General features: G+C 70.0%; 21 protein-coding genes and 1 tRNA gene. 18 read left to right on the top strand and 4 right to left on the bottom strand.

Features of this window, described 5'->3' with window-relative positions; genetic code table 11:
* Positions 1 to 19 precede the first annotated feature (19 nt).
* The 5 genes from G524_RS16775 (at position 20) to G524_RS0102735 (ending at position 5,537) form a co-directional block, all read left to right on the top strand.
* Positions 20 to 220 carry a hypothetical protein gene (locus G524_RS16775; protein ID WP_156893980.1) on the top strand — a complete coding sequence of 67 codons (201 nt, stop codon included), beginning with the start codon at positions 20 to 22 and terminating at the stop codon, positions 218 to 220.
* Positions 217 to 2,127 (top strand): hypothetical protein, encoded by a 1,911-nt coding sequence (locus G524_RS0102750; RefSeq protein WP_027442335.1) that lies wholly within the window; start codon positions 217 to 219, stop codon positions 2,125 to 2,127. The genes G524_RS16775 and G524_RS0102750 overlap by 4 nt, the downstream gene beginning before the upstream one ends.
* Positions 2,127 to 3,017, top strand: a complete 891-nt coding sequence (locus G524_RS0102745) for a tyrosine recombinase (protein WP_027442334.1) — start codon at positions 2,127 to 2,129, stop codon at positions 3,015 to 3,017. Before G524_RS0102750 ends, G524_RS0102745 begins: the two co-directional genes overlap by 1 nt.
* A gap of 9 nt (positions 3,018 to 3,026) precedes the next feature.
* Positions 3,027 to 3,971 carry an acetyl-CoA carboxylase carboxyltransferase subunit alpha gene (locus G524_RS0102740; protein ID WP_027442333.1) on the top strand — a complete coding sequence of 315 codons (945 nt, stop codon included), beginning with the start codon at positions 3,027 to 3,029 and terminating at the stop codon, positions 3,969 to 3,971.
* Between the two features lie 87 nt (positions 3,972 to 4,058).
* Entirely contained in the window at positions 4,059 to 5,537 is a 1,479-nt protein-coding gene (locus G524_RS0102735; RefSeq protein ID WP_027442332.1) for a M48 family metalloprotease, read from the top strand.
* A gap of 101 nt (positions 5,538 to 5,638) precedes the next feature.
* Here the strand turns inward: G524_RS0102735 and G524_RS0102730 are convergent, their stop codons facing one another.
* On the bottom strand, positions 5,639 to 5,833 hold the full coding sequence (locus G524_RS0102730; RefSeq protein WP_027442331.1) for a Flp family type IVb pilin: 195 nt from the start codon (positions 5,831 to 5,833) through the stop codon (positions 5,639 to 5,641).
* A 93-nt stretch (positions 5,834 to 5,926) separates the two neighbouring features.
* The gene (locus tag G524_RS14775; protein WP_036857122.1) at positions 5,927 to 6,133 is read right to left on the bottom strand and encodes a Flp family type IVb pilin; all 207 of its coding nucleotides are present in this window, start codon (positions 6,131 to 6,133) and stop codon (positions 5,927 to 5,929) included.
* Between the two features lie 83 nt (positions 6,134 to 6,216).
* On the opposite strand from G524_RS14775, the gene G524_RS14770 reads away from it, so the two are divergent.
* Both G524_RS14770 and G524_RS0102715 read left to right on the top strand, forming a co-directional pair.
* On the top strand, positions 6,217 to 6,690 hold the full coding sequence (locus G524_RS14770) for a (deoxy)nucleoside triphosphate pyrophosphohydrolase (protein WP_051220850.1): 474 nt from the start codon (positions 6,217 to 6,219) through the stop codon (positions 6,688 to 6,690).
* A 17-nt stretch (positions 6,691 to 6,707) separates the two neighbouring features.
* Positions 6,708 to 6,784: transfer RNA gene (locus G524_RS0102715), tRNA-Arg, on the top strand.
* Positions 6,785 to 6,996: 212 nt separating this feature from the next.
* Here the strand turns inward: G524_RS0102715 and G524_RS0102710 are convergent.
* Positions 6,997 to 7,386, bottom strand: a complete 390-nt coding sequence (locus tag G524_RS0102710) for a metallopeptidase family protein (RefSeq protein ID WP_027442330.1) — start codon at positions 7,384 to 7,386, stop codon at positions 6,997 to 6,999.
* A gap of 210 nt (positions 7,387 to 7,596) precedes the next feature.
* On the opposite strand from G524_RS0102710, the gene folE reads away from it, so the two are divergent.
* From folE to G524_RS0102690, 4 genes are all read left to right on the top strand, one after another.
* A complete protein-coding gene (gene folE, locus G524_RS0102705) occupies positions 7,597 to 8,223 on the top strand; it encodes a GTP cyclohydrolase I FolE (protein WP_027442329.1) in 627 nt (208 codons plus the stop codon).
* Positions 8,224 to 8,373: 150 nt separating this feature from the next.
* A complete protein-coding gene (locus G524_RS0102700; protein WP_027442328.1) occupies positions 8,374 to 8,820 on the top strand; it encodes a hypothetical protein in 447 nt (148 codons plus the stop codon).
* A gap of 189 nt (positions 8,821 to 9,009) precedes the next feature.
* Entirely contained in the window at positions 9,010 to 9,549 is a 540-nt protein-coding gene (locus tag G524_RS14765) for a c-type cytochrome (protein ID WP_051220849.1), read from the top strand.
* A 35-nt stretch (positions 9,550 to 9,584) separates the two neighbouring features.
* Complete coding sequence (locus tag G524_RS0102690; protein ID WP_027442327.1) at positions 9,585 to 10,247, top strand: cytochrome b/b6 domain-containing protein; 663 nt, start codon at positions 9,585 to 9,587, stop codon at positions 10,245 to 10,247.
* A 61-nt stretch (positions 10,248 to 10,308) separates the two neighbouring features.
* Here G524_RS0102690 and G524_RS0102685 read toward each other — a convergent pair whose 3' ends face one another.
* Positions 10,309 to 10,788, bottom strand: a complete 480-nt coding sequence (locus G524_RS0102685) for a peroxiredoxin (RefSeq protein WP_027442326.1) — start codon at positions 10,786 to 10,788, stop codon at positions 10,309 to 10,311.
* A 188-nt stretch (positions 10,789 to 10,976) separates the two neighbouring features.
* Here G524_RS0102685 and ahcY point away from each other — a divergent pair, with 188 nt between their 5' ends.
* The 7 genes from ahcY (at position 10,977) to addA (ending at position 23,610) form a co-directional block, all read left to right on the top strand.
* Positions 10,977 to 12,401, top strand: a complete 1,425-nt coding sequence (gene ahcY, locus G524_RS0102680; protein WP_027442325.1) for an adenosylhomocysteinase — start codon at positions 10,977 to 10,979, stop codon at positions 12,399 to 12,401.
* 99 nt (positions 12,402 to 12,500) lie between these two features.
* Positions 12,501 to 14,846, top strand: a complete 2,346-nt coding sequence (locus G524_RS0102675) for a PAS domain-containing sensor histidine kinase (RefSeq protein WP_027442324.1) — start codon at positions 12,501 to 12,503, stop codon at positions 14,844 to 14,846.
* Positions 14,847 to 14,858: 12 nt separating this feature from the next.
* Positions 14,859 to 15,323 carry a tRNA (adenosine(37)-N6)-threonylcarbamoyltransferase complex ATPase subunit type 1 TsaE gene (gene tsaE, locus G524_RS0102670; protein ID WP_027442323.1) on the top strand — a complete coding sequence of 155 codons (465 nt, stop codon included), beginning with the start codon at positions 14,859 to 14,861 and terminating at the stop codon, positions 15,321 to 15,323.
* Positions 15,320 to 16,309 (top strand): aminoglycoside phosphotransferase family protein, encoded by a 990-nt coding sequence (locus G524_RS0102665; RefSeq protein ID WP_027442322.1) that lies wholly within the window; start codon positions 15,320 to 15,322, stop codon positions 16,307 to 16,309. The genes tsaE and G524_RS0102665 overlap by 4 nt, the downstream gene beginning before the upstream one ends.
* Positions 16,306 to 17,028 carry a nucleotidyltransferase family protein gene (locus tag G524_RS0102660; protein WP_027442321.1) on the top strand — a complete coding sequence of 241 codons (723 nt, stop codon included), beginning with the start codon at positions 16,306 to 16,308 and terminating at the stop codon, positions 17,026 to 17,028. Before G524_RS0102665 ends, G524_RS0102660 begins: the two co-directional genes overlap by 4 nt.
* Positions 17,021 to 20,068, top strand: coding sequence for a PD-(D/E)XK nuclease family protein (locus G524_RS0102655; RefSeq protein WP_027442320.1), 3,048 nt, complete (start codon positions 17,021 to 17,023; stop codon positions 20,066 to 20,068). The genes G524_RS0102660 and G524_RS0102655 overlap by 8 nt, the downstream gene beginning before the upstream one ends.
* The gene (gene addA, locus G524_RS0102650) at positions 20,065 to 23,610 is read left to right on the top strand and encodes a double-strand break repair helicase AddA (RefSeq protein WP_027442319.1); all 3,546 of its coding nucleotides are present in this window, start codon (positions 20,065 to 20,067) and stop codon (positions 23,608 to 23,610) included. Before G524_RS0102655 ends, addA begins: the two co-directional genes overlap by 4 nt.
* Positions 23,611 to 23,650 lie beyond the last annotated feature (40 nt).

Raw genomic sequence — 23,650 nt, 5'->3', positions numbered from 1 at the left:
GGGCTAGGGCACGCGCAATATGGCAAAGCTGAGACCTCGGCCCGGCCCACTGGCGGCCTCGTCCCCCGTTGCGCGTGCCCGCCCGGCGCGGCGGTGGCGGGTGGTGCTGCTGGCGGCAGCGGCGATCATGCTGGTGCTGGGGCTGGCCTGGCTCGACGGGGGTGAACGGGCGCTGCGGCCGATCGCCGAGCCGGTGGCCCTGCCCGGGGCGCGGCCATGAGGCGCGCGGTCACCCGGCTGGCGCTGGCGGCAAGCCTGCTGGCGCTGGGGCTGGCGGGGCTGGCCTCGGCCCAGCAGAAGCCCGAATCGCTGCTGCCCCCGGGGTTTGACGATCCCGCCCCCGCGCCCTCGCCGGCGCCGCGCCCGGCCCCCAGCCAAAGCGCGGGGCAGCCTGCCCGCCCGGCACCCACCAGCTCCGCGCCTGCCCTGCCGAGCGGCCCCGGTCTTGCCCCGGCTGCCCCCGCGCCCGATCCGGCAAGCCTGCCGCCGCTGCCCAGCCTCACCCGCGACGAACTTGCCCGCCTGCCGAGCATCGAGGAGCTTGAGCGCATGTCGAGCGAGGAGCTTGACCGGCTGCTCGGGCTCAAGCCCAAGAGCGACATTCCCCCCGGCGCCCAGCGCGCGCTCACCCGCGTGGGCGTGCTGGCGGTGGAGGAGGGCGGCCTGCCCCCGGTGGCGCTGCTCAACCAGCCGCAGGCGCTGGTGCGCGCCGCCTTGGCCGGCACCCGCGGCCCGCTGGTCTCGCGCTGGGGCCATATCCTTTTGCGCCGCGCGCTCGCCAGCCGGCTCGCCGCGCCGATCGGGATGGATCCGGTCGAGTTTGCCGCGCTGCGCCTCGGCCTGCTCAATCGCCTCGGCGAATTCGCGCTCGCCCGGGCGGTGGCGCAGGATATCGACACCGCCAACTGGTCGGGCGCGCTCACCGAGGAGGCGCTGACCGCCTACCTCGCCAGCGGCGACATCACCGGGGCCTGCCCCGCGGTGCGGCTCCAGGGTTCGGCGCGCGAGGATGCCACCTGGCAGCTGTGGCAGGCGATCTGCAATGCCTATGCCGGGGAAAGCGCGCTCGCCGCCACCCAGCTTGACCGGGCGCTCGGGCGCGGGCTGGCGCCGCGGATCGACGTGCTCCTGGCGCGGCGCTTTGCCGGGGCCGCCGGGCGCGGCCAGCGCGCCGTCGAGATCGCGTGGCAGGGGGTGGACGAGCTCAACCCCTGGCGCTTCGGGCTGGCAAGCGCGCTGGGCGAGCCGGTGCCCGAGCCGCTGATCGCGCGCGCTCTCACCTCGCGCGGCGGGGCCTATTATGCCCGCGCCGGGGCCGTTCTGCCGATGCTGACGGCGCAGCAGCGCGCGGCCTATGCCGGGCGCGCGGCGCGCGAGGGGATCCTCTCGGCCGATGCCATGGTCGATCTCTATGCCGAGATCCACGCCGATCCAGCGGCGAGCGGCGATCCGCAGGCGCATGCCGCGGCGCTGCGCGAGGCCTATCTTGCCACCGATCCGGCCGCTCGCATCGCCGCGATGGAGCGGTTGTGGGCTGCCGGGGAGGCGCTGGGCGGGGGCGATGGCTATGGCGCCAAGGTGCTCACCGCCTATGCCGCCGCGCGCATCCCTGCCGATGCCGCGCACCGGGCGGTGGCCGGCGATCTCATCGCCGCGATGCTCGCCGCCGGGCTTGACCGCGATGCGCTGGCCTGGCGCGGGGTGGTGGAGGAAGGCTCGCTCGGCTGGGCGCTGATTGCGCTCGCCGCACCCGCTGGCGGCGAAGTGAGCGAGGGCGCGGTCGCCAGTTTCATCGGCAATGACGAGAGCACCGATGCGCGCAAATCGGCCTTCTTGGTGGCGGGCCTTGCCGGGCTGGGACGGCTGAGCGCGGGCGATGCCGCGGCGCTGGCCGATCAGCTGGGCTTTGATCTTGCCCGCCAGACCCGCTGGAGCCGCACCATCGCGCGCGCGGCCGAGGTCGGCAATCCGGCGCTGGTGGCGCTGCTTGCCGGGCTGGGGATGCAGGGGGCGAGCTGGGAGGCGATGACCCCGCTCCATCTCTACCACATCACCGCCGCGCTCAAGGCCACGGGGCTCGAGGCCGAGGCGCGGATGATCGCCGCCGAGGCGGTGGCGCGGGGCTGATGTCTCCCGCCGCCGAGGCGTTTCTCGCCATGCTCGCCGCCGAGCGCGGCGCTGCCCCCAACACGCTCGCCGCCTATGCGCGCGATCTTGCCCAGGCCGAGGAGGCGATCGGCGATCTTGCCGCGGCGGATCGGGCGGCGGTTGCGCGCCTTGCCGAAGTCTGGGCCGGCCTTGCCCCTTCGAGTGTGGCGCGCAAGGCCTCGGCGCTCAGGCAATTCTTCGCCTTTGCGTGCGATGAGGGCTGGCGGCGCGACGATCCTTCGGGCGCGCTGCCACGGCCGCGCCTGCGCCGCCCCTTGCCGCGCCTGCTCGGCCACGAGGCCATCGCCGCGCTGTTTGCGCAGGCCGAGGCCGAGGCCGCCGGCGACGATCCTGCTGCGGTGCGATTGCTGGCGCTCGTTGAGCTGCTCTATGGCTCGGGCCTCAGGGCGAGCGAGGTGGTGAGCCTGCCGCTCGCCGCCGCGCCGCGCGATGCGCCTTTCCTCACCGTCACCGGCAAGGGGGGCACGAGCCGGATGGTGCCGCTCGGCAGCCGCGCGCGCGCCGCGCTTGCCCGCTGGCGCGCGCTGCGGCCCGCGACCAGCCCCTCGCGCCATCTCTTTCCCGCCGCGCGCGGCGCCGGGCATCTCAGCCGGGTGCGCCTGTTCCAGCTGCTGCGCGCGCTTGCGGCGCGCGCCGGGCTCGATCCGGCGCGCATCAGCCCGCACGTGCTGCGCCACGCCTTTGCCACCCACCTGCTCGAGGGCGGGGCCGATCTGCGCGCGGTGCAGATGCTGCTCGGCCATGCCGATATCGCCACCACGCAGATCTACACCCATGTCGATGCGGCGCGGCTGGTGGCGCTGGTCAACACCCGTCACCCGCTTGCAAGCCGCGCGGCATCGGACTAGCGCCGCGCCATGGTTGCCACGCTCGACTTTGAAAAGCCCATCGCCCAGCTCGAGGAGCGCATCGCCCAGCTGCGCAGCGTCAATGCGCTGCATGATGTCGACGTGGCGAGCGAGATCGCCCGGCTCGAGGCCAAGGCGGCTGACCTCTTGGCGAGCACCTATGCCTCGCTAACCCCCTGGCAGAAGACCCAGGTGGCGCGCCATCCGCAGCGCCCGCATTTCCGCGATTTTCTCGCGCACACCTTTGCCGGCTTCATGCCGCTGGGGGGTGATCGGTGCTATGGCGATGACCAGGCGATCCTTGGCGGCCTTGCCCGGCTGGGCGGGCGGCGGGTGATGCTGATCGGGCACGAGAAGGGCCACGACACCCACAGCCGCATCCGCCACAATTTCGGCATGGGCAAGCCCGAAGGCTATCGCAAGGCGGTGCGGCTGATGGAGCTGGCCAGCCGATTCGGCCTGCCCGTCGTCACCCTCGTCGATACTTCGGGCGCCTTTCCGGGGATCGAGGCCGAGGAACGCGGCCAGGCCGAGGCCATCGCCCGCTCGACCGAGGCCTGCCTCGCGCTCGGCGTGCCGATGGTGGCGGTGATCGTGGGCGAGGGCGGATCGGGCGGGGCGGTGGCGCTGGCGAGCGCCAACCGGGTGCTGATGCTCGAACATGCGGTCTATTCGGTGATCAGCCCGGAAGGCTGCGCCTCGATCCTGTGGCGCACGGCAGAAAAGGCAGCCGAGGCAGCCCAGGCGATGAAGGTGACGGCGCAGGACTTAAAGCGCCTTGGCGTCATCGATCGGATCGTGAAGGAGCCGGTGGGCGGGGCGCACCGCGATCCTGCCGCCTGCGCGCGCACGCTCGGCATGGCGATCGCCGAGGAGCTTGATGGCCTTGCCGGCCTCGGCCCAGAACAGCTGGTGGCCCAGCGCGAGGCACGGTTTCTGGCCATCGGCGGTTAAGCCAGCCCCTGCCAAGCCTTTGCCCGCGCGCGCTTTGCCGGTAAGCGGTAAGGCGAGAAGGCAGCAAGGCGCTTGGGAGGCTCTGGCATGGCACGCATCGCACGCATCGCACTGGCGGCAGGGGCCGCCCCGCTCGTCCTTATCGCCTGCACCGGGGCGAGCGGCGGGCAGATCCCTTCTGCCTCGAGCCCGATCACCCCGGCCGAAGCCCAGCAGGGGGCGCAATATCACCCCCAGCTTCTCGCCGAATTCGGCGGGGCGATGAGCGGGCCGCAGGCGGCCTATGTCGAACAGGTGGGCAAGGGCATCGCGGTGCAATCGGGCCTCGGCAATGCGCGCGAGAGCTTCACCGTCAGCCTGCTCAATTCCTCGGTGCACAATGCCTTCGCCGTGCCGGGCGGCTATATCTACACCACCCGCCAGCTGGTGACGCTGATGAACAACGAGGCCGAGCTTGCCGCGGTGCTGGGGCACGAGGTGGGCCATGTCGCCGCGCGCCACAGCCAGCGCCGCCAGCAGGCCGCGCAGCGCAATTCGATTCTCGGCCTGCTTGGGGCGATCGGCTCCTCGCTGCTGCTCGGCAATTCGGGGGTGGGCGACACGCTGGCGCGCACCTTCCTCCAGGGCTCGCAGCTTTTGACGCTGAGGTTCTCGCGCAAGCAGGAGCTGGAGGCGGACAATCTCGGCATCCAGTATCTCGGCAAGGCCGGCTATGACCGGCGGGCGATGGCAACGGTGCTCGCCAGCCTCGCGGCGCAGAACGCGCTCGATGCGCGGCTCGCCGGGCGCAATGCCAGCGTGCCCGAATGGGCCTCGACCCACCCCGATCCGGCGAGCCGGGTGCAGGGGGCGCTGGCCAAGGCCAATGCGGCGGGAAGCGGCGGGGTGACCAACCGCGACACCTTCCTTTCCCGCATCGACGGGCTGCTCTATGGCGACGATCCCGCCCAGGGGCTGATCGAGGGCAGCGCCTTCATCCATCCCGAGCTGCGCTTTGCCTTCACCGCACCCCAGGGCTTCTACATGGTCAACGGCACCCGCGCGGTGAGCATCCAGGGCCAGGGCGGGCAGGGGCAGCTGACGCTTGCGCCCTATAACGGCGATCTCGATGCCTATGTGCGCGCGGCCTTTGCCGCGCTCGGCGGGCAGAACAGCCGCCTTGCGCCGAGCGAGGTGGTGCGCACCACGGTGAACGGCCTGCCCGCGGCCTATGGCAGCGCGCGGGTGATGAGCGGGCGCAGCCCGGTGGACGTGACGGTGTTCGCCTATGAATTCGCGCGCGACAGGGCCTATCACTTCGCCACCATCGCCCCGGCGGGGCGCGCGGGGGTGTTTGCGGGCATGTATCGATCGATGCGCCGCATCGGCGAGCGCGAGGCGGCAGGCGTGGTGCCGCGGCAGATCCGGGTGGTGACGGTGGCGCGCGGGGACAGCGTGGCCAGCCTGGCGCGGCAGATGGCCTATGCGGACGCGCAGGAGGAACGCTTCCGGGTGCTCAACGGGCTTTCGGCCCGCGAGGAAGTGGTGCCGGGGCAGAAGGTCAAGCTGGTGGTGCGCGCCCGCTGAAGGTGCTGGTCTCCGGCTGCGAGGTGCCGGGGGCTGCGCACAAACGAAAATGGCGGGGCCGTGGGGCCCCGCCATTCGTCTTGCGCCACTACGCGCGCGGCTTAGTCGGCGGCCGGCGTGGTGGTCTTGTTGGCGGTGTCGAGCTTCGAGTCGACGGTGTTGAAGGTGTCCGAAATTTCGCCACCCACGGCGGTCATGGCGGTGATCGCGGCGACCGCGATCAGCGCGGCGATGAGGCCGTATTCGATGGCGGTGGCGCCCTGTTCGTCGCGGAGCAGATTCTTGAAGAAGGTCATGCGTAGTCTCCTGGTTTGGTCTTCGTACCCGTGCCGATCACCCCCTGGCGATCCGACAATGTAGCGATTTAATCGGCAACTCTTGAGAAATCCCTAATCCGGTGGCGGCGTTGTGGGACCACTGCCGATCGCGTCATCGACGTCGCTATCAATGCTTCCCCACAATTCGTAGGCCTCGCCGGCAAAACCGGTGACCGAACCGACAATGGCGATAGCAATGAGAGCGGCGATCAGGCTGTATTCGATCGCGGTCGCGCCCGAAGTGTCGTCGCTCAGATCTCTGATGAAACGCGGCACCATCGGGAGTTCCCCCTGTCTCCTGCTTCCTGACGGCCTGAGAATCGGGCAGGCGGGTTAAGGAAAGGTTGAGAAAGCGCTTGGGCATGGAAAAAAATCCGACAAGCCCGCCGGGCTTCATCACCGTGGTGGCCGGGGCCTTGCAGCGCGCCGATGGGCGCTGGCTGATGCACCAAAGACCGCCCGGCAAGGCCCATGCGGGGCTGTGGGAATTTCCCGGCGGCAAGGTTGAAGCCCATGAAATGCCTGCAGAATCGCTAGTGCGCGAGCTGGCCGAGGAACTCGGCATCCTGGTTGATGCAGGCGATTGTGTGCCGGCGGCCTTTGCCGAAGGCTCTGCCGCAGATGGGCAGGCGGGAATCGTCGTCCTGCTTTACAGTGTCAGCGCCTGGCAGGGCGAGCCTGCCGCGCGCGAGGGTGGGGCGATCGGCTGGTTCACGCCCGACGAGGCGCGCGGCCTGCCCAAGCCGCCGCTCGATGTCGTGCTCGCTGCAAGCCTCCTCGCAAAAAGCGCATGCGCTGGCGACATGGGTCTTGCCAAGCCAAGGCGAGGTGCCTAAAGGGCGCCGCTCAGCGCGCACCCGTAGCTCAGCTGGATAGAGCACCAGACTACGAATCTGGGGGTCAGAGGTTCGAATCCTTTCGGGTGCGCCAACAAAAAACCGGCTCCTGCGGGGCCGGTTTTTTGTTGGGGGATCATCACAGGTTCGGACCCGTTCGGAATCGCAGGCGGCAAGGCCGCCGGAGATGACGAAGCCGCGCAGCGGCGGAGTAATCCTTTCGGGTGCGCCAACAAAAACCGGTCCTTCGGGGCCGGTTTTTTGTTGGGGATCGTGACGCGCGCGTGAGCAGATTCGCCGCGTACCTCAATCCCCGGCCGCGTCCTCCAGCGCTGCCATATCATCGTCGGAAAAGCCGAAATGGTGCCCCGCCTCGTGGATCACCACGTGGCGCACCAGCGCGGCAAAGCTCACGCCCGTCTCGCGCATTTCGGCGAGCAGCGGCTGGCGGAACAGGGTGATCACCGGCGGCAGGCTTTCGGCATCCCATTGCGAGCGCTCGGTCAGCGCCACGCCTTCATACAGCCCGGTCAGCTCCCAGCGATCCTGGAGCCCCACCGCGGCGAGCTGTTCGGGGGTGGCAAATTCCTCGACCCGGATCACCACCTCGGCAAGCGGGACGCGCAGCGCGCGCGGCAGGCTCGCCAGCACCGCGCGCGCTGCGTTGGCAAATTCGGCACTGTCAGGCTCGCGCACGCGGTTTCATCCCCTTTGCTTGAGCGTCAAGGGGGGTGACATGCGCCCATGCGCCCCCATATGCAAGCAGGTGGGGGCGCGCATGGCGCCCGGCGGCAGGCCAGGCCGCGCGGGCGGAACGGCTTGGCCGCTCGGCGGTTTCAACCCCTGCGGGATCGACTTGAAAGAGGGGCTCAGCACGAGCCGATGAGCGAAGAAAGACCCAAGGCCATGAACTATGTTTCCGCCCATGATCACGATGATGCCTTCGATCCCGAAAACCCGCTGGGCAAGCCCGAAGTGCCCGAGCATGTGCAGGCGGCGATCCGCACACTGATCGAATGGGCGGGCGATGATCCTTCGCGCGAGGGCCTGCGCGACACCCCCAAGCGGGTCGGGCGCGCGTGGCTCGAATATTGCGAGGGCTATCGCGAGGATCCGGCCATGCACCTCACCCGCCAGTTCACCGAGGTTGGCGGCTATGACGAGATCGTGCTGCTCAAGGACATCCCCTTCCAGTCGCATTGCGAGCACCACATGGCCCCGATCATCGGCAAGGCGGCGATCGCCTATCTGCCCAAGAGCAAGGTGGTGGGCATATCGAAGCTCGCCCGGGTGCTGCACGGCTATGCCCGGCGCCTGCAGATCCAGGAGCGCCTCACCGCCGAGGTGGCGCAGTGCATCTGGGACAATCTCGAGCCCCACGGCGTGGCGGTGGTGATCGAGGCGCAGCACGGCTGCATGACCGGGCGCGGGGTCAAGACCCCGGGGGTGGGGATGATCACCAGCCGCATCCTCGGCTGCTTTCTCGAGGATGATCGCAGCCGCAAGGAAGTGATGAGCCTGATGGGCTATTGACCTGCCGATCTGCATGATCGTGCAGATGGCCAAGGTTTTGCTTGCATGTGTTAAATTTGCATCACCTGTAGCTTGGAATCCACGATTCGCTTTGCTAGGCTCTGCGGCGTTACCGGCCAGTCAAGGCCGGAACATGCAGGAGAAACAGCAATGACCAAGCTTAGCTTGCCCGTCCTGGGGCTCGTTCTGTGCCTCGCCGCCCCTGCCGCCGCGCTCGAACACGAGGTGGTGATCGCCCATCCCGAAGGGCCGATCACCGCCGATTATGCGGGCAGCGTCAAGGTGGAAACCCGCCAGCTCGGCACCGCCGCCGCGCCGGGGCGGCAGAGCACCCTGCGTTGCCAGTGGAGCGCCTCGCTCGATCTCGAACGCACCGCCAAGGTGGGGGAAACGCTTCAGACCCGCCGCGCGATGCGGGCCGATGACGTGGTGAGCGGCTCGACCCCGGGCTGGTGCCGCAATTCGGCCAAGGCGATCGACCAGCTGGTGGCCGCGCAGCGTGACCGCTTCCACGCGGCGATGCTTGCGCTGGTCGAGCAGGATCGCAATGCCCTCTTGGCCGAGGCCAGCCGCAGCCCCGTCGGGCGCGAGAGCTGATTGCCGCTGCGTACGTCCGCGCCGTGAGCGGCCAAGCAAGGGGGCGCCTCGCCGGGGCGCCCCTTTTTGCGCCCGTTTTTGCGCCCGTTTTTGCTTGGCGAATCGGTGGGGCAGGGGCCATGTCTTGGGCCTGACATGCGCCGTGCGGGCAGCCCTGTCGCCGCGCGGCTCTGATCGAGGAGAGCCACGATGACGCGCATCCCTGCCCCCCGCCTCGTTGCTGCTGCGGCTCTCGCCGCCGCGCTTGCCGCCTGTTCGAGCGAGACCCCTGCCGGGGCGCCGGAGGCGGCGGAAACCCCCGCGGCCGCCGCCGCCGCCGAGCCGGGCGCCCCGGTGGATCTTGCCGCCGTGGTCAAGGAGCGCGAGGAAAATTTCGAGGCGATCGGCAAGGCCTTCAAGGCGGTGCGCGGCGAGCTGGAGAAGGACGCGCCCGATTTTGCCCTGATCGCCGCCAGCGCCAACGACATCAACGCCCGGGCGATGAAGATCGAGGGCCATTTCCCCGCCGGCACCAGCACCGCCGATGGTTTCAAGACCGAGGCCCTGCCGACGATCTGGGAAAAGCCCGAGGCCTTCAAGGCCGCCGCAACCAAGCTGGTTGGTGAGAGCGCCAAGCTCGCCAGCCTGGCCCCCGGCGGTGACAAGGCCGCGGTTGGCGCCCAGGCGATGGCCATGGGCGGGGCGTGCAAGGGCTGCCACGACCAGTTCCGCAAGGACGACAAGAAATAGGCCCGCCGATGGCTCAGGCGCCAGGCGCCGCGTCGGTGCGGCCCCGCGATGTGCGGGTGTGGGACCCTTTCCTGCGCCTCGTTCACTGGAGCTTTCCGATTCTCATCCCGGCGCTGTGGTGGACGGCCGAGAACGAGAAATGGGCCTTGCACAAGCGCCTCGGCCTCGTGCTGCTGGGGCTGCTGGCGTTCCGGCTGCTGTGGGGCTTTCTTGGACCCGATACCGCGCGCTTTGGCCAGTTCGTCAAGGGGCCGCGCGCGGTGCTTGCCTATCTGCGCGGTGACAGGCAGGCAGGGCCTGCCATCGGCCATTCGCCGCTCGGCGGGTGGAGCACGCTGGTGCTGCTCGGCGCGATGCTTGTGCAGGTCAGCCTTGGCCTCTTTGCTGGCGATCCCTTCGACGGGACGACCGGGCCATTGAACCCGCTCGTGGGGGTGCGCTCCGCCGATGCCATCACCGAGATTCACGAGAGCTTCTTCTGGGTGATCGTCGCTCTGGCTGCGCTGCACCTCGCGGCGATCACCTTCTATACGGTGAAGGGCGAGGATTTGCTGAGCCCGATGCTGAGCGGAGATCGGCCGCCCTTGGCCGGCGTCGCCGGGATCGGTCCCACGCCCTGGGCGCGCGGCCTTGGCGCAGCGGCGATTGCCGCGGCGCTGGCGCTGTGGGTGGCGGCGGGCGCCCCGCCGCTCACCTGAGGCGCGGCGCCGTGTGACCAAGGGGCGGGCCGCCGCGCGCCGCGCCGCCCCGATCAAGGCTTCAGAGCTGGCTGAGCATGTATTCGGCGCTCGAGACCTTGAAATCGCCCGGCGCCTCGACATTGAGCTGCTCGACCACGCCGTCGTTCACCACCATCGAGAAGCGCTGCCCGCGCTTGCCCATGCCATAGCCCGAGGCATCCATGGTGAGGCCCAGCGCCTCGGCGAATTCGCCATTGCCATCGGCGAGCATGGTGATGTCGTCGCTGCCGGCGGCCTTGTTCCAGGCATTCATCACGAAGGCATCATTGACCGCGGTGCCGACAATCTCGTCCACCCCCTTGGCCTTGAGTTCGGCGGCCTTCTCGACAAAGCCGGGCAGGTGCTTGGCCGAGCAGGTGGGCGTGAAGGCGCCCGGTACCGAGAACAGCGCCACGCGCTTGCCGGCGAAATATTCGCTGGTCTTGACCGGCTGCGGCCCTTCGGGCGTGGCCTTGATCAGGGTGACATCGGGAAGCTTGTCGCCAACGGCAATGGTCATCGTCACATCCTTGCATGAGGGGTGTTGGTTTGCGCGCTTCCTATCGCGCGCGCGGGCGCCGGGCAACAAATAGACATATAAAGATAAGTTTATATTTGCCTCGGGCGCGCCCTGTCGCTAGGGGCTTTGCCAAGAGCACCCCAACACGCCTGTGCGTGTGCCAGACATGTGCCCAGGAGAATGAGACAATGGCCACCCTCGCCGCCACCCCGACCCATGAATATGTGATCAAGGACATCGCGCTTGCCCCCTTTGGCCGCGACGAGATCATGATTGCCGAGACCGAGATGCCCGGTCTCATGGCGCTGCGCGAGGAATATGGCCCCTCGCAGCCATTGAAGGGCGCGCGCATCACCGGCTCCTTGCACATGACCATCCAGACCGCGGTGCTGATCGAGACCCTGGTGGCGCTGGGCGCCGAGGTGCGCTGGGCCACCTGCAACATCTTTTCCACCCAGGATCACGCCGCCGCCGCAATCGCCGCGCGGGGCATCCCGGTGTTTGCGGTGAAGGGCGAGACCCTGGGCGAATATTGGGATTATGTCGGGCGCATCTTCGACTGGTCGAGCGAGGCCGATCCCGATCTCACCGCCAACATGATCCTCGATGATGGCGGCGATGCCACCATGTTCGCCCTGTGGGGTGCGCGGATCGAGGCAGGCGAGGAGCTGCCCGCGCCCGGCAATGCCGAGGAGATCGAGTTCCAGCGCGCGCTCAAGGCCTTTGTCGCGGCCAAGCCGGGCTATCTCACCCGCACGGTCAAGAACATCAAGGGCGTCTCGGAGGAGACCACCACCGGCGTCATGCGGCTCTGCCAGATCGCCAAGCAGGGCAAGCTGCCCTTCCCGGCGATCAATGTGAACGACTCGGTCACCAAGTCCAAGTTCGACAACCTCTATGGCTGCAAGGAATCTCTGGTTGACGCGATCCGCCGTGCGACTGACGTGATGCTTGCCGGCAAGGTTGCCTGCGTTGCCGGCTATGGCGATGTCGGCAAGGGCTCGGCCGCCAGCTTGCGCGATGGCGGGGCGCGGGTGATGGTGACCGAGATCGACCCGATCTGCGCGCTCCAGGCGGCGATGGACGGCTTCGAGGTCGTCACCATGGAAGACGCGGTCAAGCGGGCTGACATCTTCGTCACCGCCACCGGCAACGAGGACGTGATCACCGCCGAGCACATGATGGCGATGAAGCCGATGGCGATCGTGTGCAACATCGGCCACTTCGACAGCGAGATCCAGATCTCGGCGCTGTCGAACTACGAGTGGAAGGAGATCAAGCCCGGCACCGATCTCGTCACCTTCCCCGATGGCAAGTCGATCATCGTGCTGGCCAAGGGGCGGCTGGTGAACCTTGGCTGCGCCACCGGGCACCCCAGCTTCGTGATGAGCGCGAGCTTCACCAACCAGACGCTGGCCCAGATCGAACTGTTCACCAAGTCGCACGAATACGACAACGACGTCTATGTGCTGCCCAAGCACCTCGACGAGAAGGTCGCCGCGCTGCATCTTGAAAAGCTCGGGGTGAAGCTCACCAAGCTCACCCCCAAGCAGGCCGCCTATATCGGGGTGCCGCAGAACGGTCCGTTCAAGCCCGATCACTATCGCTATTGATCGCCGCGCCGGTGCGCGCGCCCACATTGCGGGCTTGGGCCGGACGCCTCCCCCGCTCGGGCGTTGCACTGACGCGCGGCTCGGCATAGCGGTGGCGGGATGAGCCTTTCGCCGCTTTCGCTTGTGCTGATCGCGTTGGTGCTCGCCGCCTGGGCGGCGGGGGCGGGCGTGGTGGTGCTGCGCGCCAGCGCCTCCTTGCGGCGGGCCCGCACGCTCAAGGCGAGCCTCAGGCGGATGCAGGCGCTGCTCGATGTCTCACCGGCAGTGCCGCTGCTGGTGCGAGTCGATGGCCGGATCGAAGGGCCGGAACGGCTCGCCCGGATGCTCGGCCTCGATGCCATGCCCGCCTATCTGAGCGAGCTTGCCGCGCCCGAGGGCGAGGCGGCGGGCGGCGGGCTTGCCAAGGCCGAACTCGATCGGCTCTGGGCGAAGATCCAGACCACCCAGAAAAGCGCCGCGCCCTTCCGCATGGTGGCAAACCCCGTGGGCGGGGCGCGCAGCCTGATGTTCCACGGCACGCTGGCCGATCCGCAGGTCTCGCCCGGCGGGGCGGCGCTGGTGTGGGTTTTCGACTTCACCGAAAGCCACGCCGAACTCACCCGCCTGCGTGCCGCCGCGGCGCGCGCCACCAGCGATTTTGCCGCGCTCGTCGGCCTGATCGAGGCTGCGCCCACGCCGATGTGGTTCCGCGGGCCGGACCTTTCGCTCCAGCTCGTCAACCAGGCCTATGTCGATGCCGTGGGCGCAGCCAGCGCCGCCGAGGTGGTCGAGCAGCAGATCGAACTGCTCGAGCCTGAGGACGGGCGCTCCCCCGCCGAGATCGCCCGCGCCGCGCTCGCGCGCCAGGACAAGTCCGAGCGCATCGTTGCCGCCACGCTCCACGGCGCGCGCCGCACCTTGCGGGTGAGCGAAATGCCGCTCGGCAAGGAGGGCGTGGCGGGTTATGCCATCGACATCGAGGAACAGCAGCAGGTGGCGCGCGCCTTCCGCGCCTTCCGCGAGGCGCAGCGGGCGATGCTCGATCAGCTCTCGGTCGGGGTGGCGCTGTTCGACCCCGAGGAGCGCCTCGCCTTTGCCAACCTGCCGTTCCGCCGCCTGTTCGCGCTCAGCGAGGAGGCGCTCGAGGCGCGCACGCCGTTTGACCGCTTCCTCGCCGAGGCGCGCGAGGGCGGGCACACCCCGGAGGTGCGCGATTTTCCCGAGTGGCGGCGCGAGCGGCTGGGCTGGTTCGAGCTGCGCGAGAGCATCGAGGAGCAATGGCCGCTGCCCGGCGGCACCCATTTGCGCGTGGTCGCTCAGCCCATGCCCGATGGCGGGCTGGTGCTGATCACCGAGGACCGGACCGAGAGCCTCAAGCTCTCGGCGGTGCGCGATACCCTGTTGCGCACCCGCACCGCCACGCTCGACAGCCTGTTCGAGGCGCTGGCGATCTTCGCCCCCGATGGCTCGGTGCAGCTGTGGAACCGCAGCTTTGCCGGCACGTGGGGTTTGCCCCCCGAACTGCTCGATGCCCATCCCAGCGCCGAGGAACTGCTGGGCGCGATCAGCGCCAATCTTGCCCGGCCTGCGGAGGCTGCCGAAATCGGCGCGGCGGTGCGCGCCGCCACGCTCGACCGGCGCGAGAAGGGCGGTCAGGTGGCGCTTGCCGATGGGCGCACCCTGCGCTTTGCCGGGATCCCGCTGCCCGATGGCAATGGCCTTTTGACCGTGCTCGACATCACCGATTCGCAGAAGGCCGAGCAGGCGCTGCGCGAACGCGCCGCCGCGCTCGAGGAGGCCGATGCGGTCAAGGCGCGCTTCCTTGCCAACATGTCCTACGAGTTCCGCACCCCGCTCACCACCATCGCCGGCTATGCCGAGCTGCTCAAGGCCGGCGCGGCGAGCGGCCCCGAGCAGGCCGGGGAGTTTCTCGATGCTATCCTTGCCGCGGTGGCGCGGCTCACCGAGCAGGTCGAAAACGTGCTCGACCTTTCGCAAAGCGAGGCCGGCCTGCTGCCGATCCGCAAGGAGCGCCTCGATCTGCTTGCCCTTCTCACCACGCTGGTGCGCGCGCGCGAGCAGGCGATCATCGCCGTCGGCCTCAGCCTCGATCTCAAGGGGCGCCGCGGGCGGGTGATCGAGGCCGATCCGCGCCAGCTTGGCCGCGCGATCGGCAATCTCATCGACAATGCCATCGCCGGCACGCCCGCGGGAGGGAGGATCGTGATCGAACTGCGCAAGGCGCCCGAGGGCAGCGCCATGGCGGTGGAGATCGTCATCACCGACAATGGCCGGGGCATGAGTGCGGCCGAGCTGGCCCGCGCGCAAGGGGGTGAGGGCGCGCCCGAGCGCCGCAGCGGGCTCGGAATCCCGCTCGCGCGCCAGCTCATCGCCGCGCACGAGGGCACGCTCGAGATCGTCAGCCGCGAGGGCGCGGGCACCACCGCGACCATCCGCCTGCCCTAGGAGCTGCCGGCCTTGCGCGAGACTCGCACGCCTTTGCCCGACCTTGCCGCCGTGGCCGTTTATGGCGCCACGATCGCAGCGCGGCTGCGGCCGGGCGACGTGGTTGCGCTCGAAGGCGGCCTCGGCGCGGGCAAGACCACGCTCGCCCGGGCGATCATCTCCGCGCTCGGCCACGCCGACGAAGTGCCTTCACCGAGCTTCACCATCATCGAAACCTATCCGTCCCCGCCGCTGCGCCTGCCGGTGGTCCATGCTGATTTCTACCGGCTTGAAAGGCCCGAGGAATGTGCCGAACTGGGGCTTGAGGAATATCGCGAGGGCGCGGTGCTGATCGCCGAATGGCCCGAACATGCCGGCGGCTTTTCCCACGAACCTGCCTGCCTTGCGATCGCGTTGGAAATGGTGGGGGAAAGCGGCGCGGGCGGGCGGATTGCGATTGCCCGCGGCGGGGCCGATTGGCTAGGGCGCATGCCATGAACACCCTGCCCGATGGCCTTGCTGCGTTTCTGGCCGAAGCCGGCTGGGAAGGGGCCGCCATCAGCCCGTTGCCCGGCGATGCCTCGTTCCGGCGCTATTTCCGCCTCAGCCGCAGCGATGGCGCGCGTGCGATGCTGATGCACGCCCCGCCGCCGCACGAGGACCCGGCGCCCTTTCTCGCGGTGGCGCGCTGGCTTTCGGCGCACGGGATGCGCGCGCCGGCGATCCTTGCCGCCGCGCCAGAGGCCGGCTTCGTGCTGACCGAGGACTTCGGCAATGACCGGATGCGCGACTGGCTCGAGACCCATCCCGAGCACGAGCGCGCCGCCTATGAGGCCGCGGTTGCGGCGCTGGCGGCGCTCCACCGCCTGCCGCCCGGGCCGTTCCCGCCCTATGACATGGCGACCTATCAGCGCGAGGCGGCGCTGATTGTCGAATGGTATTGCCCGGCGCAGGGGCTGGAGGTGGATACGGCAGGCTTTGCCGCGGCCTGGGAGGAGGTGCTCGCCCCCCTCATCGCCCGCCAGCAGCCCGGGGTCACCGTGCTGCGCGACTATCACGCCGAGAACATCATGCTGCTTGGCGGCCAGCCCGGCGCGCCGCAGGGGCTGATCGACTTCCAGGACGCGCTGGTGGGCCACCCGGCCTATGATCTCGTCTCACTGCTCCAGGATGCGCGGCGCGATGTGCCCGCGCCGCTCGAAGACGCGATGCTTGCCCATTACGCCGCGCTCACGGGCGCGGACAGCGCGGATTTCCGCGCTGACTATGCCCGGCTCGGGGCGCAGCGCAACGCCAAGATCGTCGGCATCTTCACCCGGCTCAAGGTGCGCGATGGCAAGCCGCGCTATCTGGCGCTGATCCCGCGGGTGTGGGCCGCGCTCGAGCGCGATCTTGCCCACCCGGCGCTCGCGCCCGTGGCGCGCTGGTTTGATGCCAATATTCCGCCCGCGCTGCGCGCCGCCAATGGGGCGATGCTGCCATGAGCCGCGCCGCGCTTGCCTCTGACACGGCGATGGTGCTCGCCGCCGGCCTCGGCAAGCGGATGCGCCCGCTCACCGCCGCTCAGCCCAAGCCGCTGGTGCGGGTGGCGGGCAAGGCGCTGATCGACCATGCCATGGATCGCCTCGCCGAGGCTGGGGTGGCGCGGGCGGTGGTCAATGTCCACTATCTCGCCGATGCGCTCGAGGCCCATGTGCTCGCGCGCGCAAGGCCCAAGGTGACGATCTCGGACGAACGGGCTTGCCTGCTCGAGACCGGGGGCGGGATGGCCAAGGCCCTGCCGCTGCTGCCCGATCCCTTCTTCGCGCTCAATGCCGACAATATCTGGCTCGATGGGCCGAGGAGCGCCTTTGCCGATCTGTCGCAGCGCTGGGACCCGGCGATCATGGACGCGCTGTTGCTGGTGGTGCCGCACACCCGCGCGGCCAATTTTGCCGGCCCGGGCGATTTTTATATGGATCCGCTCGGGCGCCTGTCCCGCCGGCGCGACGGGCGCATCGCCCCCTTCATCTTCACCGGCATCCAGCTGGTGAGCCACCGCCTGCTGCGCGAGGCGCCGCAGGGGCCGTTCTCCACCAATATCCTGTGGGACCGCGCGATCGCCGAGGGGCGGCTCTATGGCCTGTCCTTTACCGGCCTGTGGTTCGAGGTCGGCACCCCTGCAGCAATCCGCCCGACCGAGGAGGCGCTCAAGCGTGGCTGAGCCGCGCCCGGGGGACCTGCGCGTCTATACCATCGCCGCACACCGCGGCTTTGCCGATGCGCTGGTGGCAGGGCTGGTGCCGCGCTACCGCGCCGAGGGCTTCGGTCTTGCCCGCCTGACCTTGCTGGTGCCCTCGCAGCGCGCCGCGCGCACGCTTGCCGAGGCCTTCATCCGCCATGCCGGAGAGGCGGGTGAAGCGGGCCTGCTCATGCCGCGCATGGTGACGGTGGGCGATCTCGATCTCGACGAGAAGCTCGGCGCGCTGCTCGATCCGCTCGGTGCGGCGGACATTCCCCCCGCCTGCGATCCGCTCCACCGCCTGCTCGCGCTCGCCCGGCTGATCGCCGCCGAGCGCGCCGACGAGGGCCTTGCGCCCCTGCCCGGGCGCGCCCGGCTCAACCTTGCGCGCGAGATGGCGCGCACCATCGATCGCCTGCTGGTTGAGGACAAGCGGCCCGAAGATCTGCTCGCGCCCGCGGTGCTCGACCAGATGGGCGATCTTGCCGTCCATTGGCAGCGTTCGATCCGCCTCTTTGCCCGGGTGCAGGCGCGCTGGCAGGCCGAACTGGCAGAGCGCGGCGAGGTTGATGCCGCCACGCGGCGCAATCTTCTCTTTGCCCGCGCGGCGGAGCGCTGGCGCGCGGCGCCCCCGCCGCACCCGGTGATCGCCGCCGGGGTGACCAGCGCCGCCCCGGCGCTGGCGCGGCTGCTCAAGGTGGTGGCGCAATTGCCCGAGGGCGCGGTGGTGCTGCCCGATCTTGACGTGCTGATGGACGATGCCGCGTGGGAGGAGCTGGGCCTTGCCGGGGCGAGCGCCGAGCCGGGCGGGGCGGTGTTCGGCCCTGGCGATGCGCTCACCCACCCGCAGTATCATCTGAAGCTGCTGCTCAACCGCATGGGCATCAACCGCGCCGAGGTGCGGCCCTGGCACCGCCGCGGGATCGCCGCCGCCCATCCAGAGCGCGCGCGGGCGATCTCGGCGCTGTTCCTGCCGCCCGAGGCCAGCCGCAGCTGGGCCAGCCTTCCGGCCGAGGCACGGCGCCTGACGGGCGTACGGCTGCTGACCAGCCCGACGATCGAGATCGAGGCCCAGGCGATCGCCATGCTGGTGCGCGAGGCGCTCGAACAGCCGGCAAAGCGCATCGCCGTGGTCACTGCCGATCGGGCTCTGGCGCGCCGGGTGGTGCAGCACCTTGCGCGCTGGAACATCGCCGCAGACGACAGCGCCGGCCAGCCGCTCTCGCTCACCCCCGCCGGGCGCCTGTTCGGCCTCCTTGCGCGGCTCTCTGCCGAAGGCCCAACGGCCGAGGTGCTGGTCGCCGCGCTTGCCCATCCGCTGGTGCGCGCCGAGGCGGAGGCGCGGCGCGATTGGCTGGTGGGCCTGCGCGCGCTCGATGCGGCCTTGCGTGGCCGCGCGCTCGCGCCGGGGCTGGCACCGCTGCGGGCGCTGGCGGCAAGGGCAGGGGCGGCGCGCTGGTGGGCCGAGGCCGAGGCGCTGATCGCGCCGCTTATCGACTGGCCCCAAACGATCCCGCTCGCCGAAGCGCTCACCCGTCTTGCCGGCGTCGCGGAAAGCCTTGCGGGCGAGTCGCTGTGGGCCAAGGAGGATGGCCGCGCGCTCGGCAGCCTGATCGAGGATTGGCGCGCCCCGGCAAGCGTGCTTGGCACTATCATTGAGACTGCCGACATCGCCGGCATCCTGCGCGATGCGATGGACGAGGTGGCGGTGCGCCCCGGCTATGGTGGCCATCCGCGCGTTGCCATCTACGGCCTTCTCGAAGCGCGCATGGCTCGGGCCGATCTTGTCATCTGCGCCGGGCTCAACGAAGGGTCATGGCCGCAGCCCCCGGTGGCTGATGCGCTGCTTGCCCCGCCGGTGCTGCGCGCGCTCGGGGTTCCGGGGGCGGAGTTTCGCATCGGGCTTGCCGCGCATGATCTCGCTGGCTGCATGGGCGCGCCCGAAGTGGTGCTGAGCCGCGCCCTGCGCGATGCTGAGGGGCCGACACGGCCCTCGCGATTCCTGCTGCGGGTCGAGGCGCTGCTGGGCGAGAAGCTCGCAGACGCGCACCGCGAAACCACGATCCCCGCGCTGCTCCCCCGGCTTGACCGGGTGCAGGAGCCAGCACCGCCCTATCCCCGCCCGGCGCCCGATCCGGCCCCAGCGCTGCGCGACGTGCCGCTCAAGGTCACCGCGCTCGACCGGCTGCTGGGCGATCCCTACCAGTTCTATGCCCAGGCGATCCTGCGCCTTGCCCGCATGGAGCCGCTGGGTGCCGATCCCTTCGCCGATCCGGCGCTGCGCGGCACGCTGGTGCATCGCATCCTCGACAAGTGGCACCGGGCCCGCGCCGCTGCCGGCGCCGACCCCGAGGCGCTCGCTATCGGCCCCCTTGCCGAGGCCGAATTTGCCGCGGCCAAGGTGCACCCGCTGTTCCGGGCGCTGTGGCAGCCGCGCCTGATCGATGCGCTCGAGCGATTTGCCGGATGGATCGATGCGGCCGAGGCCGAGGGCCGCGAGGTGCTCGCAAGCGAGATCGACGGCGAGATGGCGTTCATGGGCGTCAAAATCAAAGGCCGGGCCGACCGCATCGACCGCCTGCCCGATGGCAGCCTGGCCATCGTCGATTACAAGACCGGTCAGCCGCCGTCCAAGCCGCAGGTGCTCGCCGGCTATGCGCTCCAGCTCGGCCTGCTCGGCCTCATCGCCGGGCAGGGCCGCTTCACCCGCGATGGCCTGGTGGTGACGGGCACGGCGTGCCGGTTTGAATATTGGTCGCTCGGCCGGGCGCGCAAGGACGATGGCTTCGGCTATGTCGAAACCCCGATGAAGGAGGGCCAGGCGCGCACCGGGCTTGCGCCTGAGGACTATCTTTCGTTCCACGCCGCGCGGCTCGAGGAGGCAATCACCCGCTTCATCCGCGGCCGCGCGCCCTTCACCGCGCGCGAGAACCCCGATTACAAGGGCTATAACGAATATGATCACTTGATGCGGCTCGAGGAATGGCTGCCGCAGCTGATGGGCAGCGGGGGCGGGGCATGAGCGGCGCGGTCTATCCGCTTGCCGGCAACCAGCGGCCCGCCGCCGATCCTGAGGCCAATGTCTGGCTTTCGGCCTCGGCCGGGACGGGCAAGACCCAGGTGCTTTCGGCCCGGGTCTTGCGGCTGCTGCTCAAGGAGGATGTCACGCCCTCGCAGATTCTGTGCCTCACCTTCACCAAGGCCGGGGCGGCGGAGATGGCAAACCGCATCAACGCCGTGCTCGCCCGCTGGGTGCGCCTGCCCGAGACCGTGCTGGCCAAGGAGCTGGGCTATCTCGGCGCGGACGAAGACCCTGCCACCATCGCCCGTGCGCGCAGCCTGTTTGCGAGCGTGCTCGATTGCCCCGGCGGGGGTCTCAGGATCGACACCATCCACGCCTTTTCCCAATTCCTGATCGGCCATTTCCCCGAGGAGGCTGGGCTGGCCCCCGGCACCCGCGTGATGGATGATCGCCAGCGCGAGCTGCTGGCGCGCGCGGTGCTGACCGAAGTCGTCGAAAACGCCGAAAAAACGGGCGATGTGGCGCTGCTCGGCGCGCTCAGGCGCTTCACTCTGCGCAGCGATCCGGGCGCCTTGCAGGGCTGGCTGATGCGCATGGCCGATGCGCATGAGCTGTGGCACGGGCCTGGGGCCTGGCAGGGGCCGATTGGCGCGCGGGTGAACCAGTTGCTCGGCATCCCCGCCGATGCCGACGCGGCCTGGGCCAATGCGCCGCTTCATCCCGATGTCTTTCCTGATCACGCCCTCATCGCCCTCTTGCCCGCGCTCGAAGCGTGGAAGGCCAAGACCGGGCAGGAGACCGCGGCCTTCATCCGCGCCTGGCTGGCCTGCGATCACGACCGGCGCCCCGCCGCGGCGGCGGGCTTTCGCAAGACCCTGCTCAAGGCCGATGGCACGCCGCGCAAGATGGAAGGGGCGGCCAAGCACGATCCCCGGTTCACCGAGCGCCAGGAGGAAGTGGCCGCTGCGCTCGCCGACGTTGAAACCCGCCATGCGCTCCTCGCCTGCGCCGGGGTGCTCGGCGATGCGCTCACCGTCGGGCGTGCCTTCGCGCTCGGCTGGGAGGCGCGCAAGGCGCACGAGGGGCTGGTTGATTTTGCCGATCTCATCCGCAAGGCCGCCATGCTGCTCGGCCAGTCCGAAGCGGCCGACTGGATCCGCTACAAGCTCGATCGCCGCTTCGATCATATCCTCATCGACGAGGCGCAAGACACCAACCGCAGCCAATGGGACATTGTCGAGGCGCTGATCGACGATTTCTTCAGCGGCGAAGGCGCGCGCGGGGATCGGCTGCGCACCATCTTCACCGTGGGCGATTACAAGCAGGCGATCTTTGGCTTTCAGGGCACGAGCCCGGAAAATTTCGCCCGTGCGCGCGAACGCATCAGGGCGCGGGTGCTCTCTGCGCGCGCGGGCATCGCGCAGAGCCGCACCAACCGCCGCGTGCCCGAGTGGCGCGAGCTTGATCTTGGCCGCTCTTTCCGCAGTTCCCACGGAGTGCTCGATTTCGTCAACCGCATGATCGCAGCGCTCGGCCATGCCGCCTTCGGGCTCGAGCGCGCGCCCGATCCACACGAGGGGGCCGCGCGCCCGGGGCTGGTGACGCTGTGGCCGCCGGTGGTGCCCGAGAACGGCGAAGGTGAGGGCGAGGATGAGCGCGCGCAGGAGGCGGAAAGCCCCCCGCAGGGCGCCGCGCGCGACTGGCTGCCACGCCATGACACTCTGCTCGCTGAACGCATCGCCGAGCAGGTGCGCCGCTGGGTCAGTCTTGAAGAGCCTTTCGTGCTCGAAAAGGGCGGGCGGCGCCACGCCGGTCCGGGCGATATCATGGTGCTGGTGCGCAGCCGCAAGGAACTCGCCGCGCAGATCGTGGCCCAGCTTCACGCCCGCGGCGTGCCGGTGGCCGGGGTGGATCGGCTGCGGCTTGGCGCCCCGCTCGCGGTGCGCGACGTGCTCGCCGCGCTGCGCTTTGCCGCCCAGCCGCGCGATGACCTCAGCCTTGCGGCGCTGCTGGCCTCGCCGCTCATCGGCTGGAGCCAGGACGATCTGCTTGCCCATGTCCCGCGGCCAGACAATGTCGGCCTGTGGGATCATCTGCGCCGGCCCGAGGCGCCCCCGGCGGTGGCCGCGGTGGCAGACAAGCTGCGCGCGCTCTTGCGCCTTGCCGATTACCAGACCCCGCAGGCGCTGATCGCCTGGCTGCTCAACGGCCCGTGGCAGGGGCGGGCAAGGCTGGTCACGCGGCTTGGGGGCGAGGCCAATGACCCGCTCGATGAGCTCATCAACGCCGCCTTTGCCTACGAGGCCGCCTACTGGCCGAGCCTTGCGGGCTTTCTTGCGTGGTTCGATGCCGGCAGCGGCGACGTGAAGCGCGATGCCGATGCCGCGCGCGGGCTGGTGCGGGTGATGACGGTGCACGGCGCCAAGGGGCTGGAGGCGCCGATCGTGATCTTGGCCGATGCCGCCGCGCCGCCCGGCGATCCGGGCGCGCTCGAACTGGCCGACGATCCGCTCGGTCTTGCGGCTGATCGGGCGCGCATGGTGCCGATCCCGCCCCTCCCCAAGGAGGCCCGTGCAGGAAAACTGGCCGAGGCTGCCGCGGCAGCCGAGCGCGCCGCGCTCGCCGAGCATTGGCGGCTGCTCTACGTCGCGCTCACCCGGGCGGAGGAAGCGCTGTTTATCGGCGGCTCGCTCGGCAAGGCTGCGGCAAGGCAGGGTGGGGCACATCCCGATAGCTGGCACGCCCGGCTCGCGCCGCTGTTTGCGGGCGAGGCGCTCGCTGATCCTATCTGGGGCTGGCGCAAGGAGTTTGGCACGCGCGCGGCGCCGCTCACCTTGGCCGAGGCTGGCGGCGGCGTGGCCACAGCGGCGCCGCTCCCCGATCTGCCGGCCTGGCTCACCCGCCCGATCGGCCCCGAGCCGCGCCCGCCGCGCCCGCTTGCACCGTCAGCGGCGGGCGAGGAGAGCGGGGCGGCACCGCCCCTGCCGGAAGGCGCGCTGGAGTATGCCGCCCGGCGCGGTAGCCTGATCCACCGCCTGCTCGAGCGCCTGCCCGAGGTGCCCGTGCCCGAGCGGTCTGCGGCGGCAGCGGCCTGGCTCCAGCGTCAGGCGGGCGATCTTGATGAGGCCCTGCGCGCCGAGATCGCCGCATCGGCGCTGGCGGTGATCGCCAATCCGCGCTTTGCCGCGATCTTCGGCCCCGAGGCGCTCGCCGAAGTGCCGCTTGCCGCCACGGTTGGCGGCGTGGTGATCGCCGGCACTGCCGACCGGCTGCTGATCGCGCCCGAGCGCATCACCGTCGTTGATTTCAAGACCACCCGCCGCCCGCCCGCGCGCCTCGAGGCGATTCCGCTGCCCACCTTGCGCCAGATGGCCGCCTATGTCGCCGCGCTCGAGGCGATCTATCCGGGGCGGAAGGTCGAGGCCGGGGTGCTCTACACCCACACCCCTGTGCTCTTTGCCCTGCCGCCGGCGCTGCTCGCGGCGCACAAGCAGGGCTTGCAGGCAGCGCAGCAATCCTTGCCAGCGGGAGATCTTGTGTGAAAAGCGCGCGGGCCCAGATTGCAATGGCTTTGCCTCGGCC

The sequence above is a fragment of the Erythrobacter cryptus DSM 12079 genome, assembly GCF_000422985.1.
Lineage (GTDB): Bacteria > Pseudomonadota > Alphaproteobacteria > Sphingomonadales > Sphingomonadaceae > Erythrobacter > Erythrobacter cryptus.
Note: the sequence above shows the minus strand (reverse complement) of the source record. Positions and strands in the feature narration are given on the sequence as shown.